Here is an 18,357-nt window from a genome sequence, read left to right on the forward strand (position 1 = left end):
GTCGTCCAGCCCCTCCGGGCGGCTCTTGGGACGAGGCTGTGACGCCGCGGTGACCGAGGACCGTCGGGGAGCGGCCAGACTCGACGGTAGGGTCCAGGGTCCGCCGACTCGTGGACGCGTTTCGATTGAGGGAACCGATGTCTCGTTTCAGCCGCGAGCAGCAGCAGGACCAGCAGCACGACGGCGCGCTTCCGGCCGCCCCGGTCGACGTCCGCGTCCACGCCGGCGGCGGCGCCGGTGGCGGTCCGGTTGCGGGCGCGGTGACGGTCGACGGGGCACCGCTCGTCCCCGCCCCGGGCGAGGAACCCCAGCAGGCCGTCCTGAATCACCTCCACCGCATCGCGCGCGGCACCGGCCGCCCCGTCCTCGCCACCGTTCACGACGAGCGCATCGGCTACGTCGTCCCCCTCCGGGTCGATCCGGACGGCTCCAGCCGCTTCACGAACCGCCCCACGCCGACACCCCCCACCCCTGCCCCCGCTCCCGCCGCCGGTCCGGGCACGGTCGCACCCCCCACGGGCACCTTCGGCCCGCCCCCGGCCATGACCACCGAGCCGCACCCGGCCCCGGTCAGCGCCCCGACGGCCACCACCCCGGCGATCACCGCCCCCGGCGGCACGCCCCCTCCCCACCGCTCCCCCGACCCCAAGCCCACCCCGCCCCGAGGCTTCGACGCCGTCGCTGAAGCCGTGCTCGGTGACGACACCCCCGCCCATGCCTCCGGACACGCCCCCGGAGGAACCCCCGCGAACGCCGCCGCGCGGACGCCGCTGGCCGAGCCCCTGGCCCGGATCGGCGAGGCCGTGCGGGAGGGCCGCATAGACACCGCGTCCGCCCTCGCCGACCAGGCGCTGCGCGACGGGACGGCGACGCTGGGGCCGGATCACCCGGAGGTCCTGCGGCTGGGCGAGCTGACCGCCTACGTGGCCTACCTGGCCGGCGACCCGGTGCGCGCCTTCCGGCTCTCCGTCGACCTGGTGCACGCGCGGCGCCGTACGGGCGACGCGGAGGCGGCGTACGGCAACGTGCAGAGCGCGGCGACGGCCTGGCGCGCCGTACGCGATCCCCGGTGCGGCCTGGATCTCGGGCACGAGCTGATCGCCCTGTGGTCGACGCTGGCCGCCGAGCCCGGCCCGGCCGCCGAGGACGCCGACGAGCTGGAATCGGCCCGCACCCGCATGACCCGCCTCACGGACCGCGCCCGCAAGGCGGCGGCCGGGCCGGCGGCGGGGTGACGCGAGCGGGCCGAGACACCCCCTAGTGCACGCAGAACTCGTTCCCCTCCGGATCCGCCATCACCACCCACTGGCCGGCCGGTTCCCTCACCTCCCGCAGCACCCTCGCGCCCAGCGCTCCGAGCCGCTCCACCTCCGCCTCACGCCGGTCCGCGCCCGGATGCAGGTCCAGGTGGAGCCGGTTCTTGCCGGACTTCGGTTCGGGAACGCGCTGGAACAGCAGACGGCGCCCGAGGCCCGTGCCGCTGTACTCGTCGTACGGGTCGTCGGGGTGCCGTACGGCGATCAGGTCCCGGAAGGCGGGACGGCCGTGGAAGTCCACGGTGGCCTCGGCGGGCAGCGCACCGCCGTCCAGCAGCCGCCGGACCAGCGCGCTGTTGTCCTCGACCGCGTAGCCGAGCGCCGCGGCCCAGAAATCCGCCTGAGCGTGCGGATCCACGGCGTCGATGACGACCTTCCAGTGCACGGGTGCGGGCGCGAACGCCTCGGCTGTCTCGTCCATGCCTCAGTTATAGGGCCGGGCACTGACAACGGCCCGGCGCGCCGGGCCGGGCCCCGCGAGCACACCGCCCGGGCCCGCCGCCCCTACGGCCGCGTGTCGACCGGCGGCACCTTCAGCTCGCCGGCGTTCGACGGCGCACCGTCAAGGGCACCACCGGCACCACCCGCAGCCGCAGCGCCGGCCGCCGCGGCCGCCGCCCGCAGGGTCCGCGCGGAGCGGTGGGCGGTGTGCAGGGCGTCCCAGGTGAGCAGGGCGAGGGCCAGCCAGACCAGGGCGAAGCCGGCCCAGCGCTCCGGGGGCATGGCCTCGTGGAAGTAGAGGACGCCGCACAGGAACTGGAAGACCGGGGCGAGGTACTGCAGCAGGCCGATGGTGGACAGCGGCACGCGGATCGCGGCGGCGCCGAAGCAGATCAACGGGAGCGCGGTGACGATGCCGGTGGTGGCGAGCAGCGCCGCGTGGCCGGGGCCCTCGCTGGTGAAGGTGGAGTCGCCCCGCGCGCCCAGCCACAGCAGGAACGCGAGGGCGGGCAGGAACTGGATCGCGGTCTCGGCGGCCAGCGACTCCAGCCCGCCGAGGTTGACCTTCTTCTTGATCAGGCCGTAGGTGCCGAAGGAGAAGGCGAGGATCAGGGAGATCCACGGCGGACGGCCGTAGCCGACGGCGAGCACGACGACCGCCACGGCACCGATCCCGACCGCCGCCCACTGCACGGGCCGCAGCCGCTCCTTCAGCAGCAGCACGCCCAGGGCGATGGTGACCAGCGGGTTGATGAAGTAGCCGAGGGAGGCCTCGACGACCCGGTCGTTGTTCACGGCCCAGATGTAGACGCCCCAGTTGGTGGCGATGACGGCCGCGGCGGCCGCGATCAGCGCGAGGCGGCGGGGCTGCCGCAGCAGCTCACCGGCCCACTTCCAGCGCCGCAGCACGAGCAGCACCGCGGCGACCACGGCGAGGGACCACACCATCCGGTGGGCGAGCACCTCGGTCGCCCCGGCGGGCTTGAGGAGGGGGAAGAACAGGGGGAACAGCCCCCACATCCCGTACGCCGCGAAGCCGTTCAGCAGACCTATGCGCTGCTCGCCCCTGGACTTCCCGGCCACGGCTCCTCCTTCGTACCGCTTTCGACTGCACGAAGGTAACGCCGCGGACCCCCGCCTGTCATACCCGTATCGCCATACGGTCATGACAGGCGGGCTGGGTGCCGGGCGCTCAGCCCTTCAGCGCGGCGGCGACGGCGTCCGCGAGCGAGGTGGTGGGGCGGCCGGTGAGCCGGGAGAGGTCACCGGTGGTGATCTCCAGCTCGCCCTTCTCGATGGAGGCGTCCACGCCGGCGAAGACCGCGGCCACCGGCTCGGGCAGCCCGGCGCCGGTGAGGATCTCGGCGTACGCGTCGACGGAGACGGCGTGGTAGACGATCTCCTCGCCGGTCTGCCGGCTCAGCTCCGCCGCGTAGTCCGCGAAGCCGAAGGAGGTGTCGCCGCCCAGCTCGTACGTGCGGTTCTCGTGGCCCTCGCCGGTCAGCACGGCGACCGCGGCGGCCGCGTAGTCGGCGCGGGACGCCGCCGAGACGCGGCCGTCGCCCGCGGCCTGGACCACGGCGCGGTGAGCCAGCACCGGGGCCAGGTTCTCGGTGTAGTTCTCGAAGTACCAGCCGTTGCGCAGCAGCGTGTACGGCACGCCCGAGGACAGCAGGATCTCCTCGGTGGCGCGGTGGTCGTCGGCGAGCGCGGCGGTCAGGCTGCCCGGGGCGCTGGTGTAGGCGAGCAGCGCGACACCGGCGGCGCCGGCGGCGTCGATGACCACCTTGTGCTGGGCGGGGCGGTCCTTGTCGACCTCGCTGCCGGAGATCAGCAGGACCTTGTCGCCGGCGGTGAAGAGGCCGTCGAAGCTCCCGGGCGTGTTGTAGTCGGCGACCGCCAGGCGTACGCCGCGCGCCGCGAGGTCGGCGGCCCTGGCCTCGTCCCGCACGACCGCGGTGATCTGCTCGGCGGCGACCTTCTCCAGCAACTGCCCGACGACGTGACGGCCGAGCTTTCCGGTGGCTCCGGTGACGACGATGCGCATGGTTCACAACTCCCTTGGGGGTGGCTCTGTCCACTAACCCTAAGAGGTGCGCTAACTATGGGAAAGTACCCACTTTGACGTAAGGTACTGGCATGACGGTAAGTGACTGGCGGGTCGACGGCGAGGACATGTGCCCCTACCGGCTGGTGCTGGAGCACGTCACCAGCCGCTGGGGCGTCCTCGTCCTCATCCGGCTCCTGGAACGCCCGCACCGCTTCAGCGAGCTGCGCCGCGCCATCGGACGGGTCAGCGAGAAGATGCTCACGCAGACCCTCCAGACCCTGGAGCGCGACGGCCTGGTCCACCGGGACGCCAAGCCGGTGATCCCGCCCCGCGTCGACTACTCCCTCACCGGCCTGGGCCGCGAGGCCGCCGAGCAGGTGCGCGCCCTCGCCGCGTGGACCGAGCACCGGATGGACGCGGTGGAGAACGCCCGCCGGGCCTACGACGAGGCCCGGGCGCCGTAGCGGCCCGGGCCTCGGTGCTTCAGGGGCGGTCAGCCGGCGGTCAGCCGACGACCGTCCAGGTGTCCCCGCCCGCCAGCAGCGCGGCCAGATCCCCCTTGCCCTTCCGCTCGACGGCCGTGTCCAGCTGGTCGGACATCTGCGCGTCGTACACCGGCCGCTCCACCGCGCGGAACACGCCGATCGGGGTGTTGTGCAGCGTGTCCGGGTCGGCGAGCCGGGACAGCGCGAACGCGGTGGTCGGGGAGGCCGCGTGGGCGTCGTGGACCAGGATGTCGGCCTCGTTGTCCGGCGTCACGGTCACGATCCGCAGATCGCCGGTGGCCCGGTCCCGGACGACGCCCTTGGTCAGCCCGCCGCCGAAGCGGATCGGCTGCCCGTGCTCCAGCCGGATCACCGCCTCCTCCGCCGACTGCCTGTCCTTCAGGGCGTCGAAGGCGCCGTCGTTGAAGATGTTGCAGTTCTGGTAGATCTCGATCAGCGCGGTGCCCGGGTGGGCGGCGGCCTGGCGCAGCACCTCGGTGAGGTGCTTGCGGTCGGAGTCGACCGTGCGGGCCACGAAGGACGCCTCCGCGCCCAGCGCCAGCGACACCGGGTTGAAGGGTGCGTCCAGCGAGCCCATCGGCGTCGACTTGGTGATCTTGCCGACCTCGGAGGTGGGCGAGTACTGGCCCTTCGTCAGACCGTAGATCCGGTTGTTGAACAGCAGGATCTTGAGGTTGACGTTGCGGCGCAGGGCGTGGATCAGGTGGTTGCCGCCGATGGACAGCGCGTCGCCGTCGCCGGTGACGACCCACACGCTCAGGTCGCGCCGGCTCGCGGCGAGGCCGGTGGCGATCGCCGGGGCGCGGCCGTGGATGGAGTGCATCCCGTAGGTGTTCATGTAGTACGGGAAGCGGGAGGAGCAGCCGATGCCGGAGACGAAGACGATGTTCTCGCGCGCCAGGCCGAGCTCCGGCATGAAGCCCTGCACGGCGGCGAGGATCGCGTAGTCACCGCATCCGGGGCACCAGCGCACTTCCTGGTCGGACTTGAAGTCCTTCATGGACTGCCTGGCCTCGGCCTTGGGGACCAGCTTCAGTGCCTCAGTCATCGATGGCCTCCTTCAGGGCCTCGGCCAGCTGCTCGGCCTTGAACGGCATGCCGTTGACCTGGGTGTAGGAGCGGGCGTCGACCAGGTACTTCGCCCGGACGAGGGTGGCGAGCTGGCCGAGGTTCATCTCGGGCACGACGACCTTGTCGTAGCCGCTCAGGACCGCGCCGAGGTTGCGCGGGAAGGGGTTGAGGTGACGCAGGTGGGCCTGGGCGATCCGGCCGCCCTCCTTGCGGACGCGGCGTACGGCCGCGGTGATCGGCCCGTAGGTGGAACCCCAGCCGAGGACCAGGGTGCGGGCGCCGGCCGGGTCGTCGACCTCCACGTCCGGCACGTCGATCCCGTCGACCTTCGCCTGCCGGGTGCGGACCATGAAGTCGTGGTTGGCCGGGTCGTAGGAGATGTTGCCCGTGCCGTCCTGCTTCTCGATGCCGCCGATCCGGTGCTCCAGACCCGGGGTGCCGGGGACGGCCCACGGGCGGGCGAGCGTGCGCGGGTCGCGCTTGTAGGGCCAGAAGACCTCGGTGCCGTCGTCCAGGGTGTGGTTCGGGCCCTGCGCGAACCGCACCCGCAGGTCCGGCAGCTCCTCCAGTTCGGGGATGCGCCACGGCTCGGAGCCGTTGGCCAGGTAGCCGTCGGAGAGCAGGAAGACGGGCGTGCGGTACGTCAGCGCGATCCGCGCCGCCTCCAGCGCCGCGTCGAAGCAGTCCGCCGGGGTGCGCGGCGCGACCACCGGGACCGGCGCCTCGCCGTTGCGGCCGTACATCGCCTGGAGCAGGTCCGCCTGCTCGGTCTTGGTCGGCAGACCGGTGGACGGCCCGCCGCGCTGGATGTCCACGATCAGCAGCGGCAGCTCCAGCGAGACGGCCAGCCCGATCGTCTCCGACTTCAGCGCCACGCCGGGACCGCTCGTCGTCGTCACCGCCAGCGAGCCGCCGAACGCCGCGCCCAGCGCCGCGCCGATCCCGGCGATCTCGTCCTCCGCCTGGAAGGTGCGCACCCCGAAGTTCTTGTGCTTGCTCAGCTCGTGCAGGATGTCCGAGGCCGGGGTGATCGGGTACGAGCCCAGGAACAGCGGCAGATCGGCCTGGCGCGAGGCGGCGATCAGGCCGTACGACAGCGCCAGGTTGCCGGAGATGTTGCGGTAGGTGCCCACCGGGAAGGCCTTCGCCGCCGGCGCCACCTCGTAGGAGACCGCGAAGTCCTCGGTCGTCTCGCCGAAGTTCCAGCCCGCCCGGAACGCGGCGATGTTGGCCTCGGCGATGTCCGGCTTCTTCGCGAACTTCGACCGCAGGAACCTCTCCGTGCCCTCCGTCGGCCGGTGGTACATCCACGACAGCAGGCCGAGCGCGAACATGTTCTTGCTGCGCTCGGCCTCCTTGCGGGTGAGGTCGAAGTCCTTCAGCGCCTCCACGGTCAGCGTGGTCAGCGGCACCGGGTGCACGCTGTAGCCGTCCAGCGACCCGTCCTCCAGCGGACTGGTCTCGTAGCCGACCTTCTGCATGGCCCGCTTCGTGAACTCGTCCGTGTTCACGATGATCTCCGCACCGCGCGGCAGATCGCCCACGTTGGCCTTCAGCGCGGCCGGGTTCATCGCCACCAGCACGTTCGGCGCGTCGCCCGGGGTCAGGATGTCGTGGTCGGCGAAGTGCAGCTGGAAGGACGACACACCCGGCAGGGTGCCGGCGGGCGCGCGGATCTCGGCCGGGAAGTTGGGCAGCGTCGACAGGTCGTTGCCGAAGGACGCGGTCTCCGAGGTGAAGCGGTCACCGGTGAGCTGCATACCGTCACCCGAGTCCCCCGCGAACCGGATGATCACCCGGTCGAGGCGGCGGACGTCCTTCGTCCCCGCCGGTCTGCGCTGCCCTCCCACGACGGCTCCGTCGGCCTGCTCCGCTGGGCTACTGACCTGGCTCGTCACTGAACTGGACCTCCCTCGAGGCGGCTGTCGGGGAGCGGCCTGCCCGCAGGCGTTCCCAGGATCAACCCTACGACCGTGAAGGGGGCGTGCCCTCGGTCATTCGCGGGAAGACCACGCGCGCCCGGCGCCGCCCGCCCCGTGCGGCCCATGCCTGCCACCTGACTGTCACCGCCCCCACCAGGCGTTTCGTCGATTGCCTTCAGGAAATCAGGAATTCAGATACGTCAGCACGGCGAGGACCCTGCGGTGATCGCCCTCGCTCGGGGACAGCCCGAGCTTCAGGAAGATGTTGCTGACGTGCTTCTCCACGGCGCCGTCGCTGACCACCAGCTGCCGCGCGATGGCCGAGTTCGTCCGCCCCTCCGCCATCAGCCCCAGCACCTCGCGCTCCCTCGGGGTAAGCCCCGCCAGCACGTCCTGCTTACGGCTGCGGCCCAGCAGCTGGGCGACGACCTCCGGGTCCAGCGCGGTGCCGCCCCGCGCGACCCGTACCACCGCGTCCACGAACTCGCGCACCTCGGCGACCCGGTCCTTCAGCAGATACCCGACCCCGCGGCTGGAGCCGGCCAGCAGCTCGGTGGCGTAGCGCTCCTCCACGTACTGCGACAGCACCAGCACCCCGAGCCCCGGATGCGCCTTGCGCAGCTGCACCGCCGCGCGCACCCCCTCGTCCGTGTGCGTCGGCGGCATCCGCACATCGGCGACCACGACGTCGGGCAGCGCGTCCTCCGCCGCCAGATCGGCCATCGTCTTGATCAACGCGTCGGCGTCCGCCACCCCGGCGACGACCTCGTGCCCACGGTCGGTGAGCAACCGGGTCAGCCCCTCTCTGAGCAGCACCGAATCCTCGGCGATGACCACCCGCACCCTGTCCTCCACGCCCTTGGCCCCCAGCCGACCGTCGCGATTGCGTACGAGTCCAGCATTCCAGCTTCGGGCGCCGCTTGAGGGCGGGTGGGATCAACCGGACGGGCGGCGGCCTGCCGCCCCTGACCTCGCGGACCTCACGTGCGCCAGGGCAGCTCCGCCGTCACCCGGGTGGGCCCGCCGGGCGGGGAGTCGACGACGAGGACGCCGTCGACGGCGTCGAGACGTTCGGTGAGGCCGGCCAGGCCGGAGCCGGCCGCCGGGTCCGCGCCGCCCACGCCGTCGTCGGTGACCTGGAGCATCAGCCGGTCCCCGGACCGCCACACGTCCACCGACGCCGACCCCGCCCCGCTGTGCCGCTCGACGTTGCGGAGCAGTTCGGAGACGGTGAAGTAGGCGATGCCCTCGATCGCGGGCGCCGGCCGCGAGGGCAGGTCGACCTCCACCCGCACCGGCACCGGGCAGCGGGAGGCGACCGCGGAGAGCGCCGCGTCGAGGCCGCGGTCGGTGAGGACCGCCGGGTGGATGCCGCGCGCCAGGTCCCGCAGCTCCCGCAGGGCCGTCTTCACCTCGCCGTGCGCCTCGTCCACCAGTCGCGCCGCCGCCCGCGGGTCCTGCGCCAGCTTCTCCCGCGCCAGCCCCAGGTCCAGCTCCAGCGCCGCCAGCCGGGCCTGCGCCCCGTCGCGCAGCTGACGCTCGATGCGCCGCAGGTCGGCCGCCGCGCCGTCCACCACCACCCCGCGGTCGGACTCCAGCTCCACCACCCGCGACCCCAGCCGCGACGGCCCGAGCAGCCCGCTCACCAGCAGCCGGTCGACCGTGGTCAGCGCCCGCACGATCCACGGCGCGGCCAGCGTGAACAGCAGCCCCACCAGCGCGGTCACGGTGATCTCGAACGGGTTGTCGAGGTAGATGTGGTGGCTCTCGTCGCCGTAGAGCTGGAGCCCGCCCTGCCCGCCGTACATCGGGAAGAGCCAGAACCACAGCGGATACGTCAGCAGCGCCACGCCGTACGTCCAGAAGGACACCGCCACGGCGAACGAGAACACCGCCCACGGGAAGTGCAGCACCGCGTACAGCAGATGCCGCCACGACGTGCCGCTCTTGAGGACCGCCCCCATCCACGCCCACAGGCCGCTCCTGCGGGCCCGCAGCGGCTCCGGGTCGGCCACCCGCATCCCGAGCAGCGCCCGCGCCCGGGTCCGCTCCAGCGCGCCCAGGCCCCGGCACCCGGCCAGCCCGGCCGCCAGGACCGGAACGCCCAGGAAGGTCACCAGCAGCCCGGCGCCGAGGGAGAGCATCGTGACGGCGTACACGAAGAGCAGCACGCCGATCGGCAGCCCCAGCAGCACGTACGCGAACTCCCGCCAGGCGCGCGGCTCGAACGGCGCGCGCAGCCCGGCCGGCAGCCGCGCCCCGCCGCCGCGCCGGTCCTCGCGCCCGTACGCGTACCCGTACCCCTGTCGGGGGCCGTTCCCGTTCCCGTACTCCCGGCCGTACTCGGTGGCCATCGGCTCGCCCCGTCCTTCTCGTCTCGTCCGTCTCGGCGGTCTCGGCTGCCCGTCCGTCTGTTCCGGTCCCGGACCGCCGCGGGGGGTGCGTGTCGTCCGCGCCCTGCCGGTCTCCAGCCTGCTCGGCCCAGGGCGCGGGAACCATGGAGGCCGTCGGCGTCCCGGGAGGGGGGTTTTCCCTACCCCCGCGGCCGGTCCCGCCACGGCAGCTCGGCCGTGATCAGCGTCGGCCCGCCCTCGGGGGAGTCGACGACGAACAGCCCGTCCACCGCGTCCAGCCGCTCCGCGAGCCCTCGCAGCCCGCTCCCGCCGTCGAGCCCCGCACCCCCGCGGCCGTTGTCCCCGACCTGGATCAGCAGCCGGTCCCCGGACCGCCACACCTCGACCGACGCGGAGGTCGCCGCGCTGTGCTTGCTGACGTTCTGCAGCAGCTCCGAGACGGTGAAGTAGGCGATGCCCTCGATGGCCTCGGCGGGCCGCTCGGCCAGATCGACGGCCACCTTCACGGGAACGGTGCAGCGGGAGGCGACCGCGGAGAGCGCCGCGTCGAGGCCGCGGTCGGTGAGGACCGCCGGGTGGATGCCGCGCGCCAGGTCGCGCAGCTCCTGCAGCGCCAGCTTCACCTCGCCGTGCGCCTCCTCGACCATCGCCGCCGCCGTGTCCGGGTCCTCCAGCAGCTTCTCCTTCGCCAGGCCCAGCCCCATGGCCAGCGCGACCAGACGGGCCTGCGCGCCGTCGTGCAGGTCCCGCTCGATGCGCCGCAGGTCGGCCGCGGCGGTGTCCACCACGACCCCGCGGTCGGACTCCAGTTCGGCGATACGCCGCTCCAGCTCGTCGGAGGGCGACAGCAGCCCGCGCACCATCGCCCGGTCCGCGTTGGCCAGCCCCCGCGCTATGAACGGCAGCACCGGCCACAGCACGAACAGCGAGGTCAGCGTGATGGTGAAGGTGAGGACACCCCACGGCAGCCGGATGAAGTCGTACAGCACGGTCCGCCAGCCGACCGGGTCCTTCAGCGCCATCCACAGCTGACCGAAGATGCCGCCGCCCCGGTCCCCGCCGCGGGCCCGCAGCGGCAGCGGGCTCGGCTCGTCGATCCGCACCCCGAGCAGTGCGCGGGCCCGCGCCCGCTCCGCCTTGCCGATCTGCCGCGCGCCCATCAGCCCGGCCGCCAGCAGCGGGAACCCGATCACCGTGATCGTCAGGAAGGCGCTGGTGAACAGCACCGTGGCGACGTACACGAAGCCCACCAGGGACATCGGCAGATTGGCCAGGAGATGCGCGATCTCCTTCCAGGTGTGCGCGTCGTAGGCGAGCCGGACGGGCGGCGGGCGGCCGTCGCCGTCACCGTCGTCGCGGCGGGACGCGGTGGCCGCGGGGGTCCCGGCGGGCGCGGGCGTCCCGGCGGGGGTCGCGGAGGCCGCGGTCGTCGCCGGGCTCGCGGGGGTCGCGGAGGCCGCGGTCGTCGCCGGGCTCGGCGGCGGGAAGTGTTCGGTCATATCGGCTAGCGTGCCGGGCGGCGCCCGGTCGCGCCATGAGGTGCGCCGCCGAGCCCGGGCGGGGGAAAACCCCACCCCCGCATCTCAACGCGTGACGGGCTGCTTACGGCCTCTTTGACAGGCCCTAGACTCGCCTGCGTACAGATCGTTCGAGATCGAACATCGTTCGAACAAAGCGCAGAGTTGTTCTAGGTTGTTCGGAGAACGTCGAGGTCAGGGAGCGAGGAGACGGACGTGCGGGAACCGACCGTCGAACCGGCTGTGGTCGTCGCGGCGGACTACTTCCAGTCCTATTCCGTGGTCGGACTGCTCGCCGCCATCGGTGTGCTCTTCGTCGCCGTGGCCTTCGCGGCCGGCCGGCTGCTGCGCCCCGTCGTGCCCACGCACGAGAAGCTGCTGACGTACGAGTGCGGCGTCGACCCCGTCGGCGAGGGCTGGGCCCACACCCAGGTCCGCTACTACGTCTACGCCTTCCTGTACGTGATCTTCGCCGTCGACTCGATCTTCCTCTTCCCCTGGGCGACCGTCTTCGCCGACCCCGGCTACGGCGCCGCCACCCTGGTGGAGATGTTCCTCTTCCTCGGCTTCCTCGCCGTCGGCCTGCTGTACGCGTACAAGAAGGGCGTCCTGACATGGACGTGACCCGAGAACCCGCTCAGACCCCGCGGTCCGCTGCCGCCCCGGAGCCGCAGTCCGCGCCCGCGCCCGCTCCCGCCCCGGAGCCCGTTGCGCTGCCCGAGCCCAAGCGGCTGGGCGCGCTGGCCCGCCTCGCCCCGGAGCCGATGAAGGTGGTCCTCAACTGGGGCCGCCGCTACTCGCTGTGGGTCTTCAACTTCGGCCTCGCCTGCTGCGCGATCGAGTTCATCGCCGCGTCGATGGCCCGCCACGACTTCATCCGGCTCGGCGTGATCCCCTTCGCGCCCGGCCCCCGCCAGGCCGACCTCATGGTCGTGTCCGGCACGGTCACCGACAAGATGGCGCCGGCCGTCAAGCGGCTGTACGAGCAGATGCCCGAGCCGAAGTACGTCATCTCCTTCGGCGCGTGCAGCAACTGCGGCGGCCCCTACTGGGACTCCTACTCGGTGACGAAGGGCGTCGACCAGATCATCCCCGTCGACGTCTACGTCCCCGGCTGCCCGCCCCGCCCCGAGGCGCTGCTCCAGGGCATCCTCAAGCTCCAGGAGAAGATCGCCCGCGAGTCGCTCGGCGAGCGCTACGCCACCGCACCGGCGCGCCCCTCCACCGCCGCCCTGACGAGCGGGCTGGTCCGGCCCCCGGCCCCGGAGGGGGACGCGCGATGAGTGCGGTCGGCTGGCTGCCCGCCCCCGCCGAGGACCTGTTCGGCCCCGACGCCACGGCCGAGGAGTCCTACGAGGTCCTGACCGTCGACGTCCCGCCGGCCACCTGGACCGACGCCCTGCGCGCCGCCCGGGACGAGCTGGGCTGCACCTACTTCGACTGGCTGAGCGCCGTCGACGAACCGGGCACCGGCTTCCGGGTCTCGGCGCACGTCGTCGCGCTCTCCCCGGTACGCCGCCTGCTGCTGCGGACCACCGTGCCGCACGAGGCGCCCCGGCTCGCCTCCGCCGTCGACGTCTACGCGGGCGCCGCCTGGCACGAGCGCGAGACCCACGAGATGTTCGGCGTCTCCTTCGAGGGCCACCCCGCCCTCGACCACCTCCTGCTCCCCGACAACTTCGAGGGCCACCCCCTGCGCAAGGACTTCGTCCTCGCCGCCCGCGTCGCCAAGGCGTGGCCGGGCGCCAAGGAGCCGGGGGAGTCCGAGCACGGCGGCCCCAAGCGCCGCCAGATGCTGCCGCCGGGCGTCCCCGACCCCAACGAGTGGGGCCCGCTGAAGGGCCAGCTGCCCCCGGCCCCCGCCCGCCCGGCCCGTGCCGCCGGCCGCGCCACCGCCGCCGGCGACCGCCCCGTACGGCGGACCCGTACGGCGGGGGAGGGCTCGGCGAGCCAGACGACGGCCGCAGCGGGGGCTGCGGCTGGTGCCGCCGCTGGTGCTGGTGCCGGTGGCGCGGCAGCCGGTGCCGCCGCCGGGACGCCCGCCACCGCCACCCCGCGCCGCGCCCGCAGCGCGTCCGAGGGTTCGGCGTCGCAGCACCCGGCGGCCGGTGCAGTGGGCGAGCCGCAGACCCCGCCGGCTCCCGCCGCGACCCCGCGCCGCGCCCGCAGCGCGAGCGAGGGTTCGGCGTCGCAGCGTCCGGCGGGCACGCCCCGGCGTGCGCGGAGCGCGTCCGAGGGCTCCGCGTCCCAGCGCGCCGAGGCGGCGGAGGCCCCGCCGGCCCGTCCCGCCGTCGCACCCCGCAGCCCGGACGCCCCCTGGCACCACGCCCGCCCGGCGTTCGAGGAGACCGAGCCGAAGCCGGAGCCCGAGCCGGAACCGGAGGCCAGGCGGCCCGAGCCGGGTGCCGGGCAGCCGCAGCGGCCGGAGCGGCCGGAGCCGAAGCAGCCGGAGCGGGAGCAGCCGCAGCCGGACCCGAAGCAGTCGGAGCCGGAACCCGGCAGCACCCCGGCCGGTACCACTGACAACACCACCGGCGACACCACCACCGACCACACCCCAGACCACACCCCCGAAGACCCCACAGGAGGCCCGCGGTGAACGACGTGCTCGACGTCGCCCTGCGACTCCTCGTCGTCTTCGGCGTCTTCCTCACCTTCCCGCTGATCATCGGCCAGACCGAGCACAAGGTGATGGCCCATATGCAGGGCCGCCTCGGCCCCATGTACGCCGGCGGCTTCCACGGCTGGGCCCAGCTCGTCGCGGACGGCGTGAAGTTCGCGCAGAAGGAGGACGTGGTCCCCGCGGGCGCGGACCGCCGTATCTTCCAGCTCGCCCCCGCCGTCGCCCTCCTGCCGTACCTGCTCGTGCTGCTCGCCATCCCGATCGGTCCCGGTGAGGGCGCCGTCGGCGAGGTGATCGACGCGGGCGTCTTCTTCGTGCTCGCCGTCATGGGCGTCGGCGTCCTCGGCTCCCTCATGGCCGGCTGGGCCAGCGCCAACAAGTTCTCCCTCCTCGGCGGTCTGCGCACCGCCGCCCAGCTGCTCGCCTACGAACTGCCGATGCTGCTGACCGCCGCCTCGGTGGCCATGGCGGCCGGCACCGTCTCGATCCCCGGCATCCTCGACGCCTTCGAGTGGTGGTGGCTGCCCTGGCAGATCACCGGCGCGCTCGTGTTCTTCGTGGCGGGCCTCGCGGAACTGCAGCGCCCGCCCTTCGACATGCCGGTCGCCGACTCGGAGATCATCTTCGGCGCGTACACCGAGTACACCGGCCTGCGCTTCGCCCTCTTCCTCCTCGCCGAGTACGCCGGGATCGTCGTCCTGTGCGGCCTGACCACCGTCCTCTTCCTGGGCGGCTGGCACGGCCCCTGGGGCGCCGACGGCCTCGGCTGGGTCTGGACCCTGCTGAAGACGGCCGTCCTCGCGTTCCTCGTGATCTGGCTCCGCGTCACCTACCCCCGCCTGCGCGAGGACCAGCTGCAGAAGCTGTCCTGGACCCTCCTCGTGCCCCTGTCCCTCGCCCAGATCGCCCTCACCGGCATCGTGAAGGTGGTGATCCAGTAACCATGGCCCGCATTCCCGGCAGTGGCCTCGCCAAGGGCCTGGCCGTCACCCTCCGCACGATGACGAAGAAGACCGTCACCGAGCAGTACCCCGACGTGCAGCCCGACCTCCCGCCCCGCACCCGCGGCGTGATCGGCCTGTTCGAGGAGAACTGCACGGTCTGCATGCTCTGCGCCCGCGAGTGCCCGGACTGGTGCATCTACATCGACTCCCACAAGGAGACGATCCCGGCGGCGACCCCCGGCGGCCGTGAGCGCAGCCGCAACGTCCTCGACCGCTTCGCCATCGACTTCTCGCTGTGCATGTACTGCGGTATCTGCATCGAGGTCTGCCCGTTCGACGCCCTGTTCTGGTCCCCGGAGTTCGAGTACGCCGAGACCGACATCCGCGACCTCACCCACGAGCGCGACAAGCTCCGCGAGTGGATGTGGACCGTCCCGGCCCCGCCCGCCCTCGACCCGGGCGCGGAGGAGCCGAAGGAGCTGGCCGCCGCCCGCAAGACGGCGGAGAAGCTGGCCGCCCAGCAGCAGCCCCCGGCCACCGGGCCGACGCACGCCGACGAGCAGGTGCGCGCCGCCGAGTCCGCCACCCGCCCGCAGGGCGCCTCCGCGCAGCAGACCGACCGGCCGAGGCCGAAGCGGGAGGGCACGGCATGACCCTCGCAGCCGAGACCCACGGCTTCCTCTCCCCGACCGGCGTCGAGATCGCCTTCCTCCTCGTCGGCCTGGTCACCTTCGGGGCCGCCCTCGTCACCGTCACCACCCGGCAGCTGGTGCACGCCGCGCTGTGGCTCGTGGTGACCCTCGGCGGCCTCGCCGTCGAGTACCTCCTGCTCACCGCCGAGTTCATCGCCTGGGTGCAGGTCCTCATCTACGTCGGCTCCGTCGTCGTCCTCCTGCTGTTCGGGCTGATGCTCACCAAGGCCCCCATCGGCCGCTCCCCGGACGCCGACTCCCACAACCGCTGGGCCGCCCTCACCGTGGCCGTAGCCTCGGCCGCCGCCCTGGTCTGGGTCGTCGTCGACGCCTTCCGCACCACCTGGATCGACCTCGACGGCCCGGCCGCCGGAACCACGAAGGTCACCGGCGAGAGCCTGTTCCAGAACTGGGTCCTCCCCTTCGAGGCCCTGTCCGTCCTCCTCCTCGCCGCCCTGGTCGGCGCGATCGTCCTGTCCCGCAAGGCCAAGACCGGCGCCGCCGCGGCCGACGGGAAGGAAGGCGTCCGCTGATGCACCTCGCCTATCCCGCCGTCCTCTCCGCCCTCCTGTTCTGTACCGGCCTGTACGGCGTCCTCGCCCGCCGCAACGCGATCCTGGTGCTGATGTCGGTCGAGCTGATGCTCAACGCCGTCAACCTCAACCTGGTCGCCTTCGACGTCTGGCTCAGCCGGGCCGCCGAGGAGACCCTGCACTCCGGGCAGGCGCTGACGCTGTTCACCATCGCCATCGCCGCCGCCGAGATCGGCATCGGCCTGGCGATCGTCCTCGCCGTGTACCGCAACCGCGGCACCTCCGACATCGACAAGCTCCGCGACACCGCCGAGGGGCACGAGCCGGAGGGCCACGAGACCGGCACGCCCGCGACCGGGACGGGCGCCGAGAAGGCTGAGGCCACCGCGTGACCACGACCACCCTCGCCGTACTCGTCCCCCTCCTGCCGTTCCTCGGCGCCGCCGCCGGCCTGGCGCTCGGCCGCACCGCCCCCGGCTTCGTCCGCCCCCTCGCGGTCCTGCCGGTCCTCACCGCGCTCGCCCTCGCCGTGGTCGTCGCCGTGCACCAGGGCGGCGACGACGCCATCGACGCCGCCACGGAACTCACCCCCACCGGGTCGGTCCCCATCGAGCTGGCCCTGCACATCGACGGCTTCGCCGCGCTCGTCGCCGTCCTGGTCGCCTTCGTCGCGACCTGCGTGCAGATCTACTCCACGGGCTACCTGCGCGAGGACCCGCGCTACCCCTCCTACGCCGCGCTCGTCTCCCTGTTCACCTCCGCGATGCTCCTCGTCGTCTACTCGGGCGACCTGATGGTGCTGCTCGTCGGCTGGGAGGTCATGGGCATCTGCTCCTACTTCCTGGTCGGCCACTACTGGGAGACCCCGGAGGCCCGCGCCGCCTCCCTCAAGGCCTTCCTGGTGACCAAGCTCGGTGACGTCCCCTTCCTCATCGGCCTGTTCGCGCTCGCCGGCGACGCCGGATCGTTCCGCATCACCCGCATCCTCGGCGCGGTCGCGGGCGGCGGGCTCGACCACCCGACGCTGATCGCCCTGCTGCTCCTCGCCGGGGTCGCCGGCAAGTCCGCGCAGTTCCCGCTGCACACCTGGCTCCCCGACGCGATGGCGGGCCCCACACCCGTCTCCGCGCTGATCCACGCCGCGACGATGGTCGCCGCCGGTGTCTACTTCATCGCCCGGCTCCTCCCGGTCTTCGAGGCCTCGCAGGCCGCGATGGTCGTCCTCGCCGTGATGGCCGCCGTCACCATGGCGGGCTCCGCGCTCGCCGCCCTCGCCCAGGACGACATCAAACGCGTCCTCGCCTACTCGACGATCGGCCAGCTCGGCTACATGACCGGCGCCCTCGCCGTCGCCGACCGCGGCGCCGCCGTCTTCCACCTCCTGTCCCACGGCGCCTTCAAGGCGCTGCTGTTCCTCGCCGCCGGCGTGATCATCCACGCCACCGGCACCAACTCGCTGGCCGCCATGTCCCGCATGAGCCACCTGCGCGACCGCGTCCCCGACGCCTACTGGACGATGACCGTGGCGCTCCTCGCGCTCGCCGCGATCCCGCCGTTCAGCGGCTTCTTCTCCAAGGAGGCCGTCCTCGGCGCCGCCGAGCACGTCACCACCGGCCACACCGGGCACGCGCCCGCCGCCGCGGGCTGGATCGTCCTCGTCGCGGGCCTGCTCACCGCGCTGCTCACCGCCGCGTACGCCACCCGCCTGTGGCTGCTCGCCTTCCGCGGCCACGGCACCGAGGCCCCCGACCACGGCCGCCAGCCCGTCACCATGACCGTCGTGCTGTGGGTGCTCGCCGCCCCCTCCCTCGCCCTCGGCGGATTCGCCTACCAGTCCTTCCCCGGCTGGTTCGACGGCGGCGACCTCGGTCCCACCCTGGTCACCTCCGTGCTGGGCACGGGCCTCGCCCTGGCCGGCGGCCTCGTCACCTACGCCGCCTGGCGCCACACCGGCGCCCGTACCGCCCGCGTCCCGCTCGGCGCGGTCGCCGCCCACCCCGGGGGCGACGCCGGCCAGGTCGAGGCCGAGGCCATCGCCGCCCACACGCCCGCCTACGGCGACATCGCGCAGGCCCCCGACCCGGGCGACCCCGGACGGCTGCTGCTCGGCCCGCTGCACCGCCACGCGGCCGCCGGCTTCCGCCTCGACGCCGTCTACTCGACGCTGTTCGTCCGCCCCGTCCGGGCCGGCGCGAGCCTCGTCAGGTTCCTCGACCGCGAGGTCGTCGACACCTACGTACGCGGCGCGGGCGCCCTACCCCGCTGGCTCGGCGCCGCCGTACGGCGCGCCCAGACCGGCAATGTGCAGACCTATGTGAGCGCGCTGCTCGCCGGCACCGTCGTCCTGGTGGTCGCCGCCGTCCTCGTCGCCACGGGAGCGTGAGCAGG

The 18,357-nt window shown here is 73.2% G+C and carries 18 protein-coding genes; 10 read left to right on the top strand and 8 right to left on the bottom strand.

The window, feature by feature from the left end; all coding sequences use genetic code 11:
• The first annotated feature begins 137 nt into the window (after window positions 1–137).
• On the top strand, window positions 138–1,235 hold the full coding sequence (locus G7Z13_RS20625; RefSeq protein ID WP_206313118.1) for a tetratricopeptide repeat protein: 1,098 nt from the start codon (window positions 138–140) through the stop codon (window positions 1,233–1,235).
• Between the two features lie 22 nt (window positions 1,236–1,257).
• On the opposite strand, the gene G7Z13_RS20630 is transcribed toward G7Z13_RS20625, so the two are convergent.
• From G7Z13_RS20630 to G7Z13_RS20640, 3 genes are all read right to left on the bottom strand, one after another.
• On the bottom strand, window positions 1,258–1,737 hold the full coding sequence (locus tag G7Z13_RS20630; protein WP_166001419.1) for a VOC family protein: 480 nt from the start codon (window positions 1,735–1,737) through the stop codon (window positions 1,258–1,260).
• 83 nt (window positions 1,738–1,820) lie between these two features.
• Complete coding sequence (rarD, locus tag G7Z13_RS20635) at window positions 1,821–2,840, bottom strand: EamA family transporter RarD (protein WP_166001421.1); 1,020 nt, start codon at window positions 2,838–2,840, stop codon at window positions 1,821–1,823.
• 109 nt (window positions 2,841–2,949) lie between these two features.
• Window positions 2,950–3,804 carry an NAD(P)H-binding protein gene (locus G7Z13_RS20640; protein ID WP_166001423.1) on the bottom strand — a complete coding sequence of 285 codons (855 nt, stop codon included), beginning with the start codon at window positions 3,802–3,804 and terminating at the stop codon, window positions 2,950–2,952.
• Window positions 3,805–3,896: 92 nt separating this feature from the next.
• Here G7Z13_RS20640 and G7Z13_RS20645 point away from each other — a divergent pair, with 92 nt between their 5' ends.
• Entirely contained in the window at window positions 3,897–4,271 is a 375-nt protein-coding gene (locus G7Z13_RS20645) for a helix-turn-helix domain-containing protein (protein WP_166001425.1), read from the top strand.
• A gap of 40 nt (window positions 4,272–4,311) precedes the next feature.
• Here G7Z13_RS20645 and G7Z13_RS20650 read toward each other — a convergent pair whose 3' ends face one another.
• The 5 genes from G7Z13_RS20650 to G7Z13_RS20670 form a co-directional block, all read right to left on the bottom strand.
• Entirely contained in the window at window positions 4,312–5,361 is a 1,050-nt protein-coding gene (locus G7Z13_RS20650; protein ID WP_166001427.1) for a 2-oxoacid:ferredoxin oxidoreductase subunit beta, read from the bottom strand.
• Window positions 5,354–7,282 carry a 2-oxoacid:acceptor oxidoreductase subunit alpha gene (locus tag G7Z13_RS20655; protein WP_166001429.1) on the bottom strand — a complete coding sequence of 643 codons (1,929 nt, stop codon included), beginning with the start codon at window positions 7,280–7,282 and terminating at the stop codon, window positions 5,354–5,356. Before G7Z13_RS20655 ends, G7Z13_RS20650 begins: the two co-directional genes overlap by 8 nt.
• A 207-nt stretch (window positions 7,283–7,489) precedes the next feature.
• Entirely contained in the window at window positions 7,490–8,161 is a 672-nt protein-coding gene (locus G7Z13_RS20660) for a response regulator transcription factor (RefSeq protein WP_166001431.1), read from the bottom strand.
• Window positions 8,162–8,286: 125 nt separating this feature from the next.
• On the bottom strand, window positions 8,287–9,660 hold the full coding sequence (locus G7Z13_RS20665; RefSeq protein WP_166001433.1) for a sensor histidine kinase: 1,374 nt from the start codon (window positions 9,658–9,660) through the stop codon (window positions 8,287–8,289).
• A 179-nt stretch (window positions 9,661–9,839) separates the two neighbouring features.
• Window positions 9,840–11,159 (bottom strand): sensor histidine kinase, encoded by a 1,320-nt coding sequence (locus G7Z13_RS20670; RefSeq protein WP_166001435.1) that lies wholly within the window; start codon window positions 11,157–11,159, stop codon window positions 9,840–9,842.
• A 234-nt stretch (window positions 11,160–11,393) separates the two neighbouring features.
• On the opposite strand from G7Z13_RS20670, the gene G7Z13_RS20675 reads away from it, so the two are divergent.
• The 8 genes from G7Z13_RS20675 to G7Z13_RS20710 are packed head-to-tail and all read left to right on the top strand — an operon-like array spanning window position 11,394 to window position 18,352.
• Window positions 11,394–11,801, top strand: a complete 408-nt coding sequence (locus G7Z13_RS20675; RefSeq protein WP_166001437.1) for an NADH-quinone oxidoreductase subunit A — start codon at window positions 11,394–11,396, stop codon at window positions 11,799–11,801.
• The gene (locus G7Z13_RS20680) at window positions 11,792–12,460 is read left to right on the top strand and encodes an NADH-quinone oxidoreductase subunit B (protein WP_206313119.1); all 669 of its coding nucleotides are present in this window, start codon (window positions 11,792–11,794) and stop codon (window positions 12,458–12,460) included. The genes G7Z13_RS20675 and G7Z13_RS20680 overlap by 10 nt, the downstream gene beginning before the upstream one ends.
• A complete protein-coding gene (locus G7Z13_RS20685; RefSeq protein WP_166001439.1) occupies window positions 12,457–13,776 on the top strand; it encodes an NADH-quinone oxidoreductase subunit C in 1,320 nt (439 codons plus the stop codon). Before G7Z13_RS20680 ends, G7Z13_RS20685 begins: the two co-directional genes overlap by 4 nt.
• Window positions 13,773–14,741: a complex I subunit 1 family protein gene (locus tag G7Z13_RS20690; protein ID WP_166001441.1), complete on the top strand. Its 969-nt coding sequence runs from the start codon at window positions 13,773–13,775 to the stop codon at window positions 14,739–14,741. The genes G7Z13_RS20685 and G7Z13_RS20690 overlap by 4 nt, the downstream gene beginning before the upstream one ends.
• A 2-nt stretch (window positions 14,742–14,743) precedes the next feature.
• Entirely contained in the window at window positions 14,744–15,397 is a 654-nt protein-coding gene (locus G7Z13_RS20695) for an NADH-quinone oxidoreductase subunit I (protein WP_166001443.1), read from the top strand.
• Window positions 15,394–15,969, top strand: a complete 576-nt coding sequence (locus G7Z13_RS20700; protein ID WP_166001445.1) for an NADH-quinone oxidoreductase subunit J — start codon at window positions 15,394–15,396, stop codon at window positions 15,967–15,969. The genes G7Z13_RS20695 and G7Z13_RS20700 overlap by 4 nt, the downstream gene beginning before the upstream one ends.
• A complete protein-coding gene (nuoK, locus tag G7Z13_RS20705; RefSeq protein ID WP_166001447.1) occupies window positions 15,969–16,361 on the top strand; it encodes an NADH-quinone oxidoreductase subunit NuoK in 393 nt (130 codons plus the stop codon). Before G7Z13_RS20700 ends, nuoK begins: the two co-directional genes overlap by 1 nt.
• Window positions 16,358–18,352 carry an NADH-quinone oxidoreductase subunit L gene (locus G7Z13_RS20710; protein WP_166001449.1) on the top strand — a complete coding sequence of 665 codons (1,995 nt, stop codon included), beginning with the start codon at window positions 16,358–16,360 and terminating at the stop codon, window positions 18,350–18,352. Before nuoK ends, G7Z13_RS20710 begins: the two co-directional genes overlap by 4 nt.
• Window positions 18,353–18,357 lie beyond the last annotated feature (5 nt).

This window comes from Streptomyces sp. JB150 (assembly GCF_011193355.1).
Taxonomy (GTDB): Bacteria; Actinomycetota; Actinomycetes; order Streptomycetales; family Streptomycetaceae; genus Streptomyces.

Excerpts from the sequence above, each read along its gene's own strand:
- G7Z13_RS20700 (WP_166001445.1), top strand. The coding sequence starts at position 15,394 with ATGACCCTCGCAGCCGAGACCCACGGCTTCCTCTCCCCGACCGGCGTC.
- G7Z13_RS20645 (WP_166001425.1), top strand. The coding sequence starts at position 3,897 with ATGACGGTAAGTGACTGGCGGGTCGACGGCGAGGACATGTGCCCCTAC.
- G7Z13_RS20625 (WP_206313118.1), top strand. The coding sequence starts at position 138 with ATGTCTCGTTTCAGCCGCGAGCAGCAGCAGGACCAGCAGCACGACGGC.
- G7Z13_RS20640 (WP_166001423.1), bottom strand. The coding sequence starts at position 3,804 with ATGCGCATCGTCGTCACCGGAGCCACCGGAAAGCTCGGCCGTCACGTC.
- G7Z13_RS20650 (WP_166001427.1), bottom strand. The coding sequence starts at position 5,361 with ATGACTGAGGCACTGAAGCTGGTCCCCAAGGCCGAGGCCAGGCAGTCC.
- G7Z13_RS20680 (WP_206313119.1), top strand. The coding sequence starts at position 11,792 with ATGGACGTGACCCGAGAACCCGCTCAGACCCCGCGGTCCGCTGCCGCC.
- nuoK (WP_166001447.1), top strand. The coding sequence starts at position 15,969 with ATGCACCTCGCCTATCCCGCCGTCCTCTCCGCCCTCCTGTTCTGTACC.
- G7Z13_RS20630 (WP_166001419.1), bottom strand. The coding sequence starts at position 1,737 with ATGGACGAGACAGCCGAGGCGTTCGCGCCCGCACCCGTGCACTGGAAG.
- G7Z13_RS20685 (WP_166001439.1), top strand. The coding sequence starts at position 12,457 with ATGAGTGCGGTCGGCTGGCTGCCCGCCCCCGCCGAGGACCTGTTCGGC.
- G7Z13_RS20665 (WP_166001433.1), bottom strand. The coding sequence starts at position 9,660 with ATGGCCACCGAGTACGGCCGGGAGTACGGGAACGGGAACGGCCCCCGA.
- G7Z13_RS20695 (WP_166001443.1), top strand. The coding sequence starts at position 14,744 with ATGGCCCGCATTCCCGGCAGTGGCCTCGCCAAGGGCCTGGCCGTCACC.
- G7Z13_RS20670 (WP_166001435.1), bottom strand. The coding sequence starts at position 11,159 with ATGACCGAACACTTCCCGCCGCCGAGCCCGGCGACGACCGCGGCCTCC.